General features: G+C 31.1%; 16 protein-coding genes. 8 read left to right on the forward strand and 8 right to left on the reverse strand.

Going from position 1 to position 14,721, the window contains the following annotated elements:
* Nucleotide 1: 1 nt before the first annotated feature.
* Together yihA and A9G17_RS04425 are read left to right on the forward strand one after the other, a co-directional pair.
* A complete protein-coding gene (yihA, locus tag A9G17_RS04420) occupies nt 2-613 on the forward strand; it encodes a ribosome biogenesis GTP-binding protein YihA/YsxC (protein ID WP_065737674.1) in 612 nt (203 codons plus the stop codon).
* Between the two features lie 16 nt (nt 614-629).
* Nucleotides 630-1,619, forward strand: coding sequence for a serine/threonine protein kinase (locus A9G17_RS04425; protein WP_065737675.1), 990 nt, complete (start codon nt 630-632; stop codon nt 1,617-1,619).
* A gap of 81 nt (nt 1,620-1,700) precedes the next feature.
* Here A9G17_RS04425 and A9G17_RS04430 read toward each other — a convergent pair whose 3' ends face one another.
* The 8 genes from A9G17_RS04430 to A9G17_RS04465 form a co-directional block, all read right to left on the reverse strand.
* The gene (locus A9G17_RS04430) at nt 1,701-1,997 is read right to left on the reverse strand and encodes a GIY-YIG nuclease family protein (RefSeq protein ID WP_065737676.1); all 297 of its coding nucleotides are present in this window, start codon (nt 1,995-1,997) and stop codon (nt 1,701-1,703) included.
* Between the two features lie 668 nt (nt 1,998-2,665).
* On the reverse strand, nt 2,666-3,700 hold the full coding sequence (locus A9G17_RS04435) for a zinc-dependent dehydrogenase (protein ID WP_065737677.1): 1,035 nt from the start codon (nt 3,698-3,700) through the stop codon (nt 2,666-2,668).
* Between the two features lies 1 nt (nt 3,701).
* The gene (locus A9G17_RS04440) at nt 3,702-5,210 is read right to left on the reverse strand and encodes an FGGY-family carbohydrate kinase (RefSeq protein WP_065737678.1); all 1,509 of its coding nucleotides are present in this window, start codon (nt 5,208-5,210) and stop codon (nt 3,702-3,704) included.
* A 190-nt stretch (nt 5,211-5,400) separates the two neighbouring features.
* Complete coding sequence (locus A9G17_RS04445; RefSeq protein ID WP_065737679.1) at nt 5,401-6,747, reverse strand: PTS galactitol transporter subunit IIC; 1,347 nt, start codon at nt 6,745-6,747, stop codon at nt 5,401-5,403.
* Between the two features lie 2 nt (nt 6,748-6,749).
* On the reverse strand, nt 6,750-7,037 hold the full coding sequence (locus A9G17_RS04450; RefSeq protein ID WP_025314742.1) for a PTS sugar transporter subunit IIB: 288 nt from the start codon (nt 7,035-7,037) through the stop codon (nt 6,750-6,752).
* Between the two features lie 11 nt (nt 7,038-7,048).
* Complete coding sequence (locus A9G17_RS04455; RefSeq protein WP_025314741.1) at nt 7,049-7,507, reverse strand: PTS sugar transporter subunit IIA; 459 nt, start codon at nt 7,505-7,507, stop codon at nt 7,049-7,051.
* Between the two features lie 20 nt (nt 7,508-7,527).
* A complete protein-coding gene (locus A9G17_RS04460) occupies nt 7,528-8,376 on the reverse strand; it encodes a class II aldolase (RefSeq protein ID WP_025314740.1) in 849 nt (282 codons plus the stop codon).
* A 9-nt stretch (nt 8,377-8,385) separates the two neighbouring features.
* Nucleotides 8,386-9,120, reverse strand: coding sequence for a GntR family transcriptional regulator (locus A9G17_RS04465; protein WP_065737680.1), 735 nt, complete (start codon nt 9,118-9,120; stop codon nt 8,386-8,388).
* Between the two features lie 564 nt (nt 9,121-9,684).
* Here A9G17_RS04465 and A9G17_RS04470 point away from each other — a divergent pair.
* From A9G17_RS04470 to A9G17_RS04495, 6 genes are all read left to right on the forward strand, one after another.
* Nucleotides 9,685-10,389, forward strand: coding sequence for a lipopolysaccharide core heptose(II) kinase RfaY (locus tag A9G17_RS04470; protein WP_065737681.1), 705 nt, complete (start codon nt 9,685-9,687; stop codon nt 10,387-10,389).
* Between the two features lie 184 nt (nt 10,390-10,573).
* The gene (locus A9G17_RS04475) at nt 10,574-11,161 is read left to right on the forward strand and encodes a hypothetical protein (protein ID WP_065737682.1); all 588 of its coding nucleotides are present in this window, start codon (nt 10,574-10,576) and stop codon (nt 11,159-11,161) included.
* 487 nt (nt 11,162-11,648) lie between these two features.
* On the forward strand, nt 11,649-12,320 hold the full coding sequence (locus tag A9G17_RS04480) for a CsgG/HfaB family protein (RefSeq protein ID WP_065737683.1): 672 nt from the start codon (nt 11,649-11,651) through the stop codon (nt 12,318-12,320).
* A 34-nt stretch (nt 12,321-12,354) separates the two neighbouring features.
* Entirely contained in the window at nt 12,355-12,714 is a 360-nt protein-coding gene (locus A9G17_RS04485) for a DUF4810 domain-containing protein (protein ID WP_065737684.1), read from the forward strand.
* 3 nt (nt 12,715-12,717) lie between these two features.
* Entirely contained in the window at nt 12,718-13,383 is a 666-nt protein-coding gene (locus A9G17_RS04490) for a DUF799 domain-containing protein (RefSeq protein WP_065737685.1), read from the forward strand.
* Nucleotides 13,384-13,667: 284 nt separating this feature from the next.
* Complete coding sequence (locus A9G17_RS04495; protein ID WP_065737686.1) at nt 13,668-14,717, forward strand: ABC transporter substrate-binding protein; 1,050 nt, start codon at nt 13,668-13,670, stop codon at nt 14,715-14,717.
* Nucleotides 14,718-14,721: the final 4 nt, after the last annotated feature.

Below are 14,721 nucleotides of genomic sequence, written 5' to 3' on the forward strand. Positions count from 1 at the left end.
TATGACTGATATTCGCCCATTAAATTATGCAAAAACACATTTTATTTTAAGTGCTCCAGATATTTCTCATTTACCCAGTGATAGCGGTGTAGAGGTAGCATTTGCTGGTAGATCTAATGCAGGAAAATCCAGTGCACTCAACACATTAACTAACCAGAAGTCTTTAGCTCGTACGAGTAAGACACCTGGGCGAACTCAATTAATCAATCTTTTTGAGGTAGAAAAAAATTGCCGTTTAGTGGACTTACCGGGTTATGGTTATGCCCAAGTTCCTGAAGCGATAAAACGCCAATGGCAAAAATCGCTAGGAGAATATTTACAAAAACGCGAAAGTTTATTGGGACTAGTTGTTTTAATGGATATAAGACATCCTTTAAAAGATTTAGATCAACAGATGATTCAATGGGCAGTTTCGGTTGAAATTCCAGTCATGTTGTTACTGACTAAAGCGGATAAACTCGCTTCTGGTGCTATTAAGAAGCAAGTTAATATGGTAAAAGAAGCCATCTTACCTTTCCAAGGCGATATTACTGTCGCACCATTTTCATCACCTAAACGAGTTGGACTTGAAGCATTAAAACAAAAACTAGATGAATGGTTTAATCAACAATAATTAGAGGAATCATTTAATGGATAGATCAGCATTTTCATTTCAATTATTATCACCCGATCTTATTGTCGAGAGTTTGGCTTCAATTGGCATTTATATAGATTCAGGTTTAACTGCTTTAAATAGTTATGAAAATCGCGTCTATCAATTTCACGATGAAAAACATAAACGTTATATTGCAAAATTTTATCGTCCCCATCGTTGGAATCGAAAACAAATACTTGAAGAACACCAGTTTACTGAACAATTATACCATGCTGATATTCCAGTAGCGTCACCACTCGTAATTAATAGTAAGACATTACATGAATATCAAGGCTATCTGTTTGCTTTATTTCCTAGTTTGGGTGGTAGACCCTATGAAATGGATAATCGAAATCAAATGGAATCGGTTGGTACGATGATTGGTCGTATACATCAAATCGGTGCAACTCAAACTTTTTCATACCGTCCAACTATTGGGCTTGAGGAATATGTTTATCGTCCGCAAGAGATCTTATTATCCTCAACCTATATTCCTAATAGCATTCAACTCGATCTCAAAACAGTATTGATCAAACTGATCAAAACGATTGAACAATATTGGCATGATGATTGGCAACCAATACGATTACATGCTGATTGCCATGTTGGTAATATTTTATGGCATGATGATAATGCTATATTCTTAGATTTCGATGATTCACGCAATGGTCCAGCAATTCAAGATCTTTGGATGTTGCTTTATGGTAACCAACAAGAACAATGCCTACAATTAGATGAGCTACTTGAATTGTATCAAGATTTTCATGATTTCGATAAAGGACAACTTAAATTGATTGAGCCTTTACGAGCAATGCGAATAATTCATCATCTGGCATGGATTATTGAGCGTTGGCAAGATCCAGCTTTTCCTATTGCTTTTCCATGGATAACTGATATGGATTTTTGGAAACGACAACTATCTGAATTCAATCAACAAATAAATGCCCTTAAAGCGCCACCATTACAATTGATGTCGATATTCTAAATATTAACTGATAAAGTAAATAATAAATCCAAATAAATTGTGGTTATAAATTCAAAGCTTTTTATAAAATTAATTAGTCGATTATTGTTTGAGTAATGTTAATAAATTAGTTAAGTCTGGAGAGTTTGCAACCAATTGTTCTTTTTTCAGCTTGGAAAGTTGTTTTATACGATACTCTAATTTTAAAGCGGTAGACCTGTCGCCAACTTTTATTTGATAAACAACATAAATATCTTTATGGCCTTTTAGATATTTAGCGCCACGACCATTTTGATGTTGCTGTAACCGCCTAAACACATTTGTTGTAATTCCAGTATACAATGATTGGTTAGATGTTCTAATAATATATAAAAACCATGTTACAGAGTTATTTTGCATAAATAATATTTTTTATAACTAAGATACAAATTGGGTATGATAACATTGATTGCGTATAAATATATTTTTAATGCTTTAGTTATTAACTTAATCTGATGTATTTCTTTTAAAAGAAGTCGAGAAGTTTACAAACATTATTAAAATGATTGTAGTTGATGCCAATTTGTTGAACCATGACTGATAAAGCAAAAATTGATATTTTTCACTCTAAAAAAATCATTATTAATTCTTTTTAGTAGAAAAATAGTTTTTTAGACTAATTGATTTAGTGACATAAATAAAGAGTGAAAAATAGATTAGAAAGTAGATCATGTTATTACTAGTTCCTATTTCTTGGTAAGACAGATAAGTAATTTCTGCCATAGTGGTAATTAAGCAAAGAACGAAATAATAAGATAGAAAAATCGGCGTCTTAGCATTTTTTTTAATGATTAAATTGATTAAAAATATGATAGACGACAATATCACTAAATAGAGTAAAGTTGACAAAATATCAAATTGATATTGAGTAAAATTTAAACATAAGGCATAACTAATAGAAAAAAAATTAAACAATAACACGGTTAAAATCATAATAATCGGTATCTTTTTCATCGGTGCTACCTTACATTAAATTTTACTCATTTCATAAGTTGAAAAGTCTAGTAAATATAAATAACAATACTGCTCTAAATTTCAGCTTTGATAATAACTTTTAATACTGGCTGCTCAGGATTCGTTGATATATCAATAGCTTCGCTCAATTTTTTTAATGGATAAACATGTGTTATCATCTCTTCTGTGTTGAGTTTCCTTTTTTCAAGCAGATCTAACGCTTCTGGAAACTCATACGGTGTAACGGAATAGGTTCCAATAATGGATATCTCATCTTTGAAAAAACGACTGACATCAAGTGTGACTAATTTATTTTTATCAAATCCTGAAAATACAATTATTTTACCAGCTCTTCTCACCATATTAACGGCATCTGCAACTAAAGAGGAAACACCAGCAGCAATAACTATTACATCGACACCTTGACCATCTGTGATTTTATTCACCTCATCTATAATATTTTTTTCCTTAATATTTATTGCATAATCACAACCAACTTTTAGTGCTTTTTGTAATTTAAATTCTGACATATCACTGACAATCACTTTATTGGCGCCTTTAATCTTGGCTAATTGAGCATGTAATATCCCAATTGTTCCTGCCCCCATGATTAAAACACTATCATTTGGTCTGATATCTGCTTGTTTTAATCCATGTAAACAACAGGCAATAGGTTCGATTAATGTAGCTTCTTCATCGGTTACATTATTTGAAACTTTATGAGTTAAATGATTCAAATGTAATTCAGGAATACGAATAAACTCAGCAAATCCACCCGGATCGATATTATTGGTTCTAAATTGTTCACAAATCGTATAGTGTCCTTTATTACAATAGTGACAAGTAAAACAAGGAACATGTATAGCAGTGATCACTCTATCCCCTATCTCAAACTTGCTAACATTTTTACCTTTTTTGACAATTTCACCGACAACTTCATGTCCTAAAACTGTAGGTTTATTGACTGAATCACCACGAATCTTTTGAATATCAGTACCGCATAAACCACATGCAAGCATTTTTATTAATACTTCATTATTGGAAATTTCAGGAATAGGAAGATCTTCTGTTCTTAAATCATTTTGCTTATAACACACTGACGCTTTCATTTTAATTACCCTTTTTTCGATGGAATTCTAATTGAGTTTTTAAATCATAAAATGGTTGATAATAATTATTAAATACTTGGCCATAATATTGCGTTATTTGTTGATTAGGCATATATCTGACTATTTGATTTTCAAATTGATTATCAATATCTTTATCTAAATAATGATTTTGATACCCCGCTAACATAACCGCCCCTTTACACACGGCTTCTTTGATATTACAAGATATTATTTCTCTTCCAAGAATATCAGCCTTTAGCTGTAACCAAACTGGATTTTTTGCAGCTGCACCTATCACTTTTATTATTGGATGATGGGTAGAGGTTAGTTTCTCAATAGTTATAAGTATATTTTTTAGTTCAAAACATAATCCCTGAAAAATAGCCAACAATGTGTCTTGTAAAGAGCTGTTTTCAGCAAAACCATACCATAAGCCTTTAGAATCAATATTACGTTTAGGAGGGCCACTACCACGTAAATGTGGAATGAAAATATTTAATTTCTGCTTTATATAGTTAATATCGGAGAGTTTATTAAATAGTGATTCGATAAGTAGATCAAAATCTTCATTACTTACACAATAAGTCCGTTTAAACCATTCAATACTATATCCAGCCGAAGGAAGAGATGCATAAAGAGTATATAAATCATCAATTACATATTGACCGTTTGACAAATGACTGTCTAAAAAGCTTTTATCAAAATTAGCTTGTTTAAGTAAAAGCAACAATCCTTCAGTAGTACCCGTCGAATTAAGTATTTCTCCTGATTTAAGTCTAGCGGCTATAGAACCACACATATGATCATGACCACCAATTGATACATAAATAGGCTGACTACAATTAAGTTTACTTGCTAATGATGACTTTAATTTCTCAATATTTTTACCTGATTGAACAAAATCAGAAAATAAGTTATTAATTTTAAAAATTGACGAAATTTTTTCTGACCAACAATGGTTTTTTAAATCATAAACCAAGGTTCTTGATGCTAATGAAGGTTCAGCTTTTTTAACATCAGTTAATTTATATGCAATATATTCGGCTATGCATAACCATTTAACTTTATTGAGGTTAATATCACAGTTTTCTTTTATCCATAAAATTTTAGTTAAACTATAATTACTATGAATAGGAATACCTGTAATGGTATAAAGTTCGTCATCACTAAATTTTGTATTAATATCCGCGAGATTATTTTTTGTCCTTGTGTCATACCATGTGATAGCAGGACCTACAACATCTCCTTTTTCATCAATAAGAACACCAGACTCACCCACACTAGCAATCGCAATATTTTTTACTTGTTCAGGATCAGAAAGTGAGCCAATTATCTCAATTATCCCTTTTTCTAATTGATTGTATAACGCTGTAATATCAAAATCAGAACCATATTTTGTGATTACTTTTGGTGTAACAAAAGAAAAGCTATTTACTAGTTTTAAAGATGGCAATTCAAAAACACACAATTTACAATTTGTCGTCCCAATATCAACGCCAATTGAATACATATTAACCTCCTTATTTACTCTTTTTGTCTATTATTTTCAAGCAAATCAAATGTACACCCAAAATAAAAAATTCAATTTATTTATATAGTTGAAACAACTTATCTTTAAAAAAATTGTAGCTTTCCCTATTCAGATAAGTTAACTTATCTGATTTAATACATTGATTAATAATATGGGTGTACGTTATTTTTTAGGCTATATCCCAAGATTTCTTTGTATGACGATACAATATGAAACAAGTCACAAATATTATTGGAATTAAAGCTAGAGCAATATAATTTCCTTCAAATACTTTGACTGCCCAAAAACGATAAGGATTGCCACCATCTAATAGACTTGAAAATTCACCGTCGGTTTTTACTGGAAAATTAATACTTTTTGCAATATTAGTAATAATTGGTGCTACAGATGAAGCAACATAAAGATTAGCAATTAAACAAGGTATACCTATGATAAATGATCTGACGATATTACCACGACAAGCTAATACCACCATTGATATAGGCACCCAAATATTTGTTAAATCACCTAATGGTAATAGTCGGTTGCCAGGTAAAATAATTGATAAAATCAAGCCGACTGGAATTAATAATAATGCAGTGGAAAGTACGGACGGATGACCAACAGCAACAGCAATATCCAAGCCGATGTATAAGTTTTTTCTGTTAGGAAACTTTTTATTCAAAAATTGTTTTACCGCATCAGACAATGGCAATAATCCTTCCATTAACAATTTAACCATTCTCGGCATAATTAACATTACAGCACCAAGATTGATAGCTAAATTTAAAATACCTTTAACATCATAACCTGCTGCAATTCCTATTGCCCCTCCTATCACAAATCCAATCATCATCGGTTCGCCAAATATACCAAATCTTTTTTGAATAGTTTCGGGATCTGCATGTAATTTTTGCAACCCTGGTATTTTATCTAATATTAGATTGCCTAATACACCGATAGGGAAGAAAATGACAGAAGAAAGTGTCGGTAATGATATACCCGGTAATTCAAAATATTTTTGAATCATAGGGGCACACCAATCAGCAAGAATAAAGGTTATTACTGCAGTTATGCCTGCTATAATTAATCCATACATAAAACTACCAGTACTGCTGTAAACTAATGCACCAACAAAGGTAAAATGCCAAAAATTCCACAAATCAATATCAACTGTTTTAGTCCAATTTAGGGTTAACATTACAATATTAATAATAATGGTCATTGGTATTACAAAAGGCGCAATCGGAGATGCCCAAGCAATTGCTGCCAATGGAGGCCATCCCAAATCAATTACCGGTAAATGAATTCCTGCATGTTCAACTAAGTCTGAGGTGGCACTGCCTAGGCTCGTACCCAATAGGTCGAAGATAACAAAAATACCAACAAAACCCATACCAATGGTTAATGATGAACGAATTGCTCGACCTATCTTTACACCTAAACAAAGTGCCATAATAAAGATCACAACAGGCAACATGACGGTCGGACCAAAACCTAATATGTATTGAACAATTTCCAGTAGTTTGTCAGCCATAATCAATCCCCTTTCAAAATCCTAACGATTTCGGCTAGGACATCTTCTTCACCTATTGTAGTGATTAAAGGTACTCCATTGATAATTGGTGTTTTTTCTAACTTATAGGATACTTTAGAAGTCACAATAATTAAGTCAGCCATACCATCTTGAGATTGAACCGTTGCCACATCTGACTGAATGTTTTCGACTTCAATTCCGTGTTCAGCACAATAATTTTTGACTTTTTCCGTTGCAATAGTTGAAGTAGCAATACCGCTAGTACAGGCAAAAATAATTCTTTTTTTCATAATGATGCTCCTTATTTCAAAATATCTTTTAAAATATTTTTAATTTCAAATTTGTTATTACTTTCAACTATCTTTTGCAAAATCATGTCATTACTGAACGATGATGCTAATTTCATTAAAAAAGTTAAATGTGTATCGGATTGTTTAAGTAACAATCCAAATATAATATTGACGGGTAGATCCTCATCAGTCTCTGCATTTTTAAAAATAATGCCTTCTTTACTGGTTACAACAAACATGCCATCTTTTTTAACAAATTCGCAGTCTACATGAGGCATAGCAACATTTAGTGTTTTCAACTTAAATCCTGTAGGATGTTCATTTTCCCTTTGAATAACTTTTTCTAAATATTGCTCAGTCACATAATTGTTATCTAATAATTCATGACTTATAGATTTAAACATATCTTCTCGACTTGAAAAGTTTTTGTTTAAAAATATAATATTGTCATCCAATTGTTCTAATTCCATAATGACCACCTATTTTTATTTTAATGATGGATGTTTAATAAATTCATAGATAATATTTTGTTGTAAACTACTTGCTGAACATCACCTTTTGCTTTAAGTAGTACTTTAATAAGATTGTATTCATTATTATTAGCAACATATTGTTTACCAATTGAACTAATATAAGCTCTACGCAAATCACCACCAATATTAAGTTTGACTACATTATATTGACTAATTTTTTGTAAAGTTTGATCATCAATTCCTGAACCTCCATGAATAACTAGTGAGACTGGCGATATATCAGATAATTTACCCAGTAAATCAAAATCAATTTTCGGTTGTTGTTCAAATCCATGAACATTACCAACTGATACGGCAAGTGTTGCACAGCCAGTTCTTTTCACGAACTCAAGGACTTGATTAGGATCTGTTTTACGATCCGCTTCATTAACCTCATCATCTTCTTTTCCAGTAATTGCACCTAATTCAGCTTCTACAGGGATATTATATCCACCACAAAAGTCGACAACTTTTTTCGTCAATTGAATATTTTCTTCAAAAGGTAAATGAGAACCATCAATCATAATTGAGGTAAATCCAGCTTCCACGGCTTGCCTTACATCCTCAAAAGTTTTTCCATGATCTAAATGTAAACAAAAGGGTGTTTTCATCGTACTAGCTCGATTACGTACCATATCTACAATATATTTGTAACCAGATAACACAATGTTTGTTGGTGCAATTTGAACCATACTTGGAATATTACTTTCCTCAATTGCATCTAATATGGCTAATGTTGTTTCCAAATTTGTTGTATTAAATGCGCCAGCTAAAGTTTTCTGTTTTTTAGCTTCACCTATTAAAGTATACCCATTGACTAATGCCATAATTTACTCCTACTTTCGTCTAAGTGTTGTCCCCAAGTAGTTAACATTTGACTTTAACCATACATTACCAAATTCAATTGGCTGACCATCATCAAAGTAAACTAATTGTTCTAAATGAAGAACTGGAGATATATCGCTAATATTTAATATATCTGCGCGTTCTTTTCCTACCACTCGGGCAGAATAACGACATTCCGAGTGATCTATCTTCTTATGAGTAATCCGCTCTAATTCACTAAATAAACTATATTTTGTAAAATCTATCTGCTCTATTTCTGGACATAAAGACAAATTGATTCTATTTTCAATAAACATAATTTTTTCGCCATTAACGCTTCTTACCCGTTCCATAAAAAAAATGTTCGAATTAACTGGAACTTGTAATTTTCCACTAATATATTCGTTTGCTCTTTCAACTCTTTTAGTAATAACTTCGGTAGTGAACTTAACATGTTGCATCTCTAACGATTCTGCAAATGACTGTAAACCATAGCCTAATTGATAAGAGATATTTTCGGCTTTTACATAAGTTCCTTTTCCTTGAATTTGTTCCAAAACAGATTCATTAATCAATAATTCAACCGCTTTTCTAACCGTGCCTCGACTAACAGAAAGTAGACTCATAATTTCATTTTCAGAAGGAATTCTATCTCCAGCTTTCAAATCATTACGATATATTTGATTTCTTATCCATTCTTTCACTTGTACATAAAGTGGTGTGCTAGAAAATTTGTTTATATTCATTGGTTACCCCAAAATATCGGTTAAGTTAAATATACATCCATAGACAACTATGTACAACTATGGACAACTTGTTTTTAAACAAAATGTGAACCTAATCACATTTTATTGTTAATTGATAATATTCAGAACATGAACAGCGTTTAGCTACCTATCTAATAAAAAATGATTTGTAACTAATAACAATATGGAATTGTTGAAGAAATAATTTTTTTTTGCAAATAAAAAGTATTAATTTTGACAATTATCCAAGACAAATTTATTACGAATCGTTAACAAAGCCAACATTTTTAAGCTTATGCAAAAATCAATGTCTCGTATCTCAATTTAGAAAATTTAAATGGTTAGGTATCATCCTAAACCAACAGACTATTTAAAACTGGTTCTTTATTTTGTCAGTTTATATATACTTTCCTATTAATTTTAAATAGCAGAATTCAAAGTTATTTATTGATTTCTATTGTTTATCCTAATTTGTATTTCCTTAAAAATTGACAGTTTCATTTACTTTAAGCTTGATAGTGTTTAAGATAAACCAATTTTTTGATGTATCTTGGGACTTAAAATTTGAATAACTTTGCAAACATTATTGAAATTGAACGCGGCGATATGAAGTTCGCTTATGTAGAAAATAATGAAATAAATTATTTAGACCTTTTTGATCAGTTTTTAGCAGAAGAAGGACATCATGAGTTACTTGATCCCAGCGATAAATTAGAACGATATACTTATCTAATTAATCATAATCAAAGCAAATTTATTTTTAAAATTGATGGTGGAGTAGAAGAACGTTTAGAGCGTCGAATTATTGCTAAAATTACAGGTGATTTTTATTTCAATTTAATTCATAAGTTAGCAAAAATTTCACTTGATAAATGCGACATCGCTTATGAGCTTTATTTGGTCGCATTTGATAAAAAAACCAAACGTCACTATATGATATTCAATTTTGTTGAAGGTCGTTCCTTGAAATGGGAAGAAATGAATAAATATGGCGATCAAGTAAAAGATTGTATTGAAAAATTACATAGTTATAATTTGGTTTCGAATGATGTACATGGTGGTAATTTTATTTTAACGCCAGAAGGAAAGATTAAAGCAATTGATTTGACCAATTCGGGCTTTATTTGGTTAACTAAGGCCAATGATGCTATTGAATTAAAAGAACGTTTCAATATCAAAATTAAAGTACCCATTATGGCAATGGCAATTAAAAAATTTACTCACGGATTTAAAAAATTATCTCGCAAATTACGAGGTAAAGAGGTCTAATATAACAAATGAGAGAAATTTTATTTCTCTCACATTTCTAATTTTCACTTTAACGGTATATCTTATTGAATTAATATCAATAAATGTTCTATTTTTGATTAATAATCTTATTCCTTATGCAAACACTAGCAAATCAATACGTAAACAGCTAGAATTAATTAGCTTATCCTAAAAAGGGCGTTATATGAAAAAGTTACTTGGAATTTTTACAATATTTGCTTTGCTAACTGGCTGTACATCTCAAAAAATGATGTCAATTTATCAAACTGAAGGAGTAGAAATTGGTCAAAACTCGTCAGGCATAGATATATTGAAGAAATATAGTACATCAAGACCTATCACCATACTTCGCTCTTCATTATCACTCTGCATCGCTCAAGAACTTGATAATAGTCCAGTAGTACTTACTAATGAAAATTATTATGGTTCACATTGGTGGTCTTATTACAATATGAATAATCATCAATCAATTACTGTCAGTGGTGGAGATACAATAAAACTTGTTGAAGGTAATAATGTTGTTGCTAATGCTGTAACGGATTATCAATATTACTCAAAATATTTTATAAGTTATACTTTAACAACTACTCGTAATAAAAATGGTATCAATTACCTATTTAGTAATATTAAGCAAGCTCAGCAATATACTGGTTCATCAATAAATGATGGATTTGAGTATATCAAAACAATTGAAAGAGCTCATCCTGACTTGGTTATTGAGGCTCTAAATAAAGAAGTTGATAAAATTCAAGAGTGTTTAGTTCGTCAATAATATAGCATAATGTATAAAATTTTGTAAAAAAGTTTGAGGTTAAGCATACGTTTGAGTATATTTTATTTAATTATCTAACTGTTTTTCTGTAATATAATAAAACTATCCAATGCAATATATGGTTAGTATAATTATTATTGTTGTAAATTATACTTACTTTCTATTGTAAATCAGGTGACACCTACCCCAATCCCTCCCTCTTATTAAAGTTCTTGTTACATTATTAAAGAAATCATTAGCATCATGATTGTTGTCATTCTATTACAAGCTTAATCAACATTAAGTATGTTGTTTATAGTGATGCCATCATTTAAATAATATAGCTGTTTAACAAATTTATCGCAGACTTGAATATTACAATAATTAATCTAACAGTCGAATTATTAAATTTTAATGATAATGACTAAATTATTATTGATAATGATGATTATTATAATATTATTTATGACTAAATATTCATCATTTAATAAAGAAGGACAAGATAGACATGGATAAAAAAAAGTTAGTTGGAATTATTATTTTTAGCAGTTTATTAATTGGTTGTGCTAAAGAGTCATCACAAACCATCGTTTCCCCAACAGTCAATAGTTATAATTCACAATATAACGGTGTGAAAACCAGTATTGCTGTAGGTAAATTTGAAAACCGTTCTAATTATCAAAATGGTATATTTTCAGATGGAGTTGATAGGTTAGGTAATCAATCAAAAACATTACTCATTAGTCATTTACAGCAAACTAATCATTTCAATGTACTAGATAGAACAAATATGGGAGAACTGGCTGCTGAAGCAAGTTATAAAAAACAAAAACAAAACATAATCGGCGCCAATTATATTATTTCTGGTGATATCACTGAGTTTGGACGCAAAGAAGTTGGAGATCATCAGTTATGGGGAATTCTTGGAAAGGGTAAACAGCAGATTGCTTATGCTAAAGTTAATTTGAACATCATAGATATTAATACATCTCAAGTGGTTTATAGCGTGCAAGGCGCGGGTGAATACAGTTTATCCAACCGTGAAGTTATAGGTTTTGGTGGCACAGCTAGTTACGATTCAACTCTCAACGGAAAAGTATTGGATCTCGCTATTCGAGAAGCGATTAATAATCTAGTTAATGGATTAAATAATGGCGCATGGAAACCTGTAACAAAATAAAAAATTAAAAATCAATTATTAAAGGATTATCATAATGTTAAAAAAACAATATATTACCTATTTATTGTTTTCAGGAGTTTTGTTGTTATTAAGTGGCTGCCAATCTTCAAAGACAATCTATTATTGGGATGGTTATCAAGAAAATCTTTATAACTATAATCAACCTGATAAATCAAGCTATTCTGAACAAATCGTAGCTTTAGAAAAATCCATTGAAAAAGCAAAATCAGTCAATAAACCTATTCCCCCGGGGTTACATGCTCACTTGGGATTATTATATACAACTCAAGGAAACAACAATAAAGCTATGGAACAATTTGAATTGGAAAAAACACTTTTTCCAGAATCCAAAAACTTTATTGAGTTTGTTGAACGCAAATATCGAGGACGTTAATTAATGAATAATAAATTTATTGCTCTATTAGGAACTTTATTCACACTCTTTATGCTAGTTGGTTGTTCAACACAAAAAGAAAACTACGATTACACTGCATTTAAAGAAAGCAAACCAGCTTCTATATTGGTCTTATTACCAACCAATCAGTCAAACGAAATTAATGCCAGCTTTGGGGTTTTTTCACAAGTAACATTGCCACTATCTGAAGCTGGATACTATGTTTTTCCAGTTAACTTAACTAATGAAGTATTTAAACAAAATGGATTAACCGTTGCTGATGAAATTCAATCGGTTAGCCTAGAAAAAATTCGACAAATCTTTAATCCTGATGCCGTTTTATATATCAATATCCAAAATTATGGAACGAATTATCAAGTCATTCAAAGTGACACACGGGTAACATTAGACGCAAAACTAGTCGATGCCCACTCTGAAAAGATTCTTTGGACTGGCTCTGCAACTGCTTCAAGTTTAGAAAATCAACAATCTAGCAATAGTCTAATTTCGAGTTTAATTTCTGCTGCAATTACACAAATCACCGATACTGTCAGAGATCACAGTATTGCAATTTCAGGAGTTGCTACGGCACGATTATTTACACCAAATCCAATAAAAGCAAATGGAATATTATATGGACCTTATGCAACGACTAAAGTAGAAAAATAGGTTATTTTAAATTAAGTCCATATAAATTGATTAATTTATAGCAAACTCAAGGCGGTATTAATTACCGCTTTTTTATTAAGAAAGTAATTTTGTATTTCATAGTCATTATTAATGATTAATTTTTTATTCCAATTAAAACTATCTTTTTATCCAAACCCAATATCATTGCTCTGATCAATTATTTTACTTTTCCAATTGCTAATAAAAAGACTATTCGTTATATTAAAAATAATATAACGAAAATATATCGTTTATATGATGAGTTTTTATGGAATGCGCGAAAGATGAAAAAAAGTACAACCCTCTTACACAAATTACTATTATTATCAATTTTCCTTTCATTTATAACTGAAGCAAAACAGGTAACAGACCAGCTTAATCGACAAGTAACGATTCCTGATAAAGTCGAACGAGCAGTAGTATTACAACACCAGACACTAAATTTAGTAGTACAACTTAACCGACAAGATACTATTGTAGGTGTACTATCTTCATGGCAAAAGTTACTAGGCAAAAACTATATTAGATTAGCGCCAAATTTAGCCAATATGCCAATGCCAGGCGATCTAACTTCTGTGAATATTGAAAGTCTAATAGCTCTCAAGCCACAAGTTGTATTTGTTGCAAACTATGCCCCAAAAGAGGTGATAGAGCAGATTGAGAAACTCGATATTCCAGTTATTGCGATTTCTTTGCGTAAAGATGTCGCATCACAAGCGGATAAAATAAACCCTGTTATGAATGATGAAGAGACAACTTATAATGAAGGATTAAAAGAGGGTATTTTGCTAATTGGTGAAGTGCTTAATGCACAAACTGAGGCAAAAAACTTAATCGATTATACCTTTCAACAAAGGCAGTTAGTTACCAGCCGTTTAGAACATATTAATTCAGAACAACGTATTAGGGTTTATATGGCTAATCCTGATTTGACAACTTATGGTTCTGGTAAGTATACCGGTTTAATGATGCAAAAGGCTGGCGCGATTAACGTTGCAGCCACAACAATTAAAGGATTTAAACAAGTTTCCATAGAAAACGTTATGCAATGGAATCCCCAAGTAATTTTCGTTCAGGATAGATATCCCGAAGTTGTGGATCAGATTTTAACCGATCCTTTATGGGAACATATAGATGCAGTTAAACATAAACGTATTTATTTGATGCCCGAATATGCTAAAGCTTGGGGGTATCCAATGCCCGAAGCCTTAGCTATTGGAGAATTGTGGATGGCGAAAAAACTTTATCCGCAGTTATTTAAAGATATTGATATGCAACAACAAGCCGACGATTATTATCAACGCTTTTATCGTACTAATTATCAAGAATTATAATAGA

The organism is Gilliamella sp. wkB7 (genome assembly GCF_001693435.1).
GTDB lineage: Bacteria > Pseudomonadota > Gammaproteobacteria > Enterobacterales > Orbaceae > Gilliamella > Gilliamella apicola_N.

What these genes read in the sequence shown, in the direction of transcription:
- yihA (WP_065737674.1), top strand. Translation starts at nt 2, where the DNA reads ATGACTGATATTCGCCCATTAAATTATGCAAAAACACATTTTATTTTA.
- A9G17_RS04425 (WP_065737675.1), top strand. Translation starts at nt 630, where the DNA reads ATGGATAGATCAGCATTTTCATTTCAATTATTATCACCCGATCTTATT.
- A9G17_RS04430 (WP_065737676.1), bottom strand. Translation starts at nt 1,997, where the DNA reads ATGCAAAATAACTCTGTAACATGGTTTTTATATATTATTAGAACATCT.
- A9G17_RS04435 (WP_065737677.1), bottom strand. Translation starts at nt 3,700, where the DNA reads ATGAAAGCGTCAGTGTGTTATAAGCAAAATGATTTAAGAACAGAAGAT.
- A9G17_RS04440 (WP_065737678.1), bottom strand. Translation starts at nt 5,210, where the DNA reads ATGTATTCAATTGGCGTTGATATTGGGACGACAAATTGTAAATTGTGT.
- A9G17_RS04445 (WP_065737679.1), bottom strand. Translation starts at nt 6,747, where the DNA reads ATGGCTGACAAACTACTGGAAATTGTTCAATACATATTAGGTTTTGGT.
- A9G17_RS04450 (WP_025314742.1), bottom strand. Translation starts at nt 7,037, where the DNA reads ATGAAAAAAAGAATTATTTTTGCCTGTACTAGCGGTATTGCTACTTCA.
- A9G17_RS04455 (WP_025314741.1), bottom strand. Translation starts at nt 7,507, where the DNA reads ATGGAATTAGAACAATTGGATGACAATATTATATTTTTAAACAAAAAC.
- A9G17_RS04460 (WP_025314740.1), bottom strand. Translation starts at nt 8,376, where the DNA reads ATGGCATTAGTCAATGGGTATACTTTAATAGGTGAAGCTAAAAAACAG.
- A9G17_RS04465 (WP_065737680.1), bottom strand. Translation starts at nt 9,120, where the DNA reads ATGAATATAAACAAATTTTCTAGCACACCACTTTATGTACAAGTGAAA.
- A9G17_RS04475 (WP_065737682.1), top strand. Translation starts at nt 10,574, where the DNA reads ATGAAAAAGTTACTTGGAATTTTTACAATATTTGCTTTGCTAACTGGC.
- A9G17_RS04480 (WP_065737683.1), top strand. Translation starts at nt 11,649, where the DNA reads ATGGATAAAAAAAAGTTAGTTGGAATTATTATTTTTAGCAGTTTATTA.
- A9G17_RS04485 (WP_065737684.1), top strand. Translation starts at nt 12,355, where the DNA reads ATGTTAAAAAAACAATATATTACCTATTTATTGTTTTCAGGAGTTTTG.
- A9G17_RS04490 (WP_065737685.1), top strand. Translation starts at nt 12,718, where the DNA reads ATGAATAATAAATTTATTGCTCTATTAGGAACTTTATTCACACTCTTT.
- A9G17_RS04495 (WP_065737686.1), top strand. Translation starts at nt 13,668, where the DNA reads ATGAAAAAAAGTACAACCCTCTTACACAAATTACTATTATTATCAATT.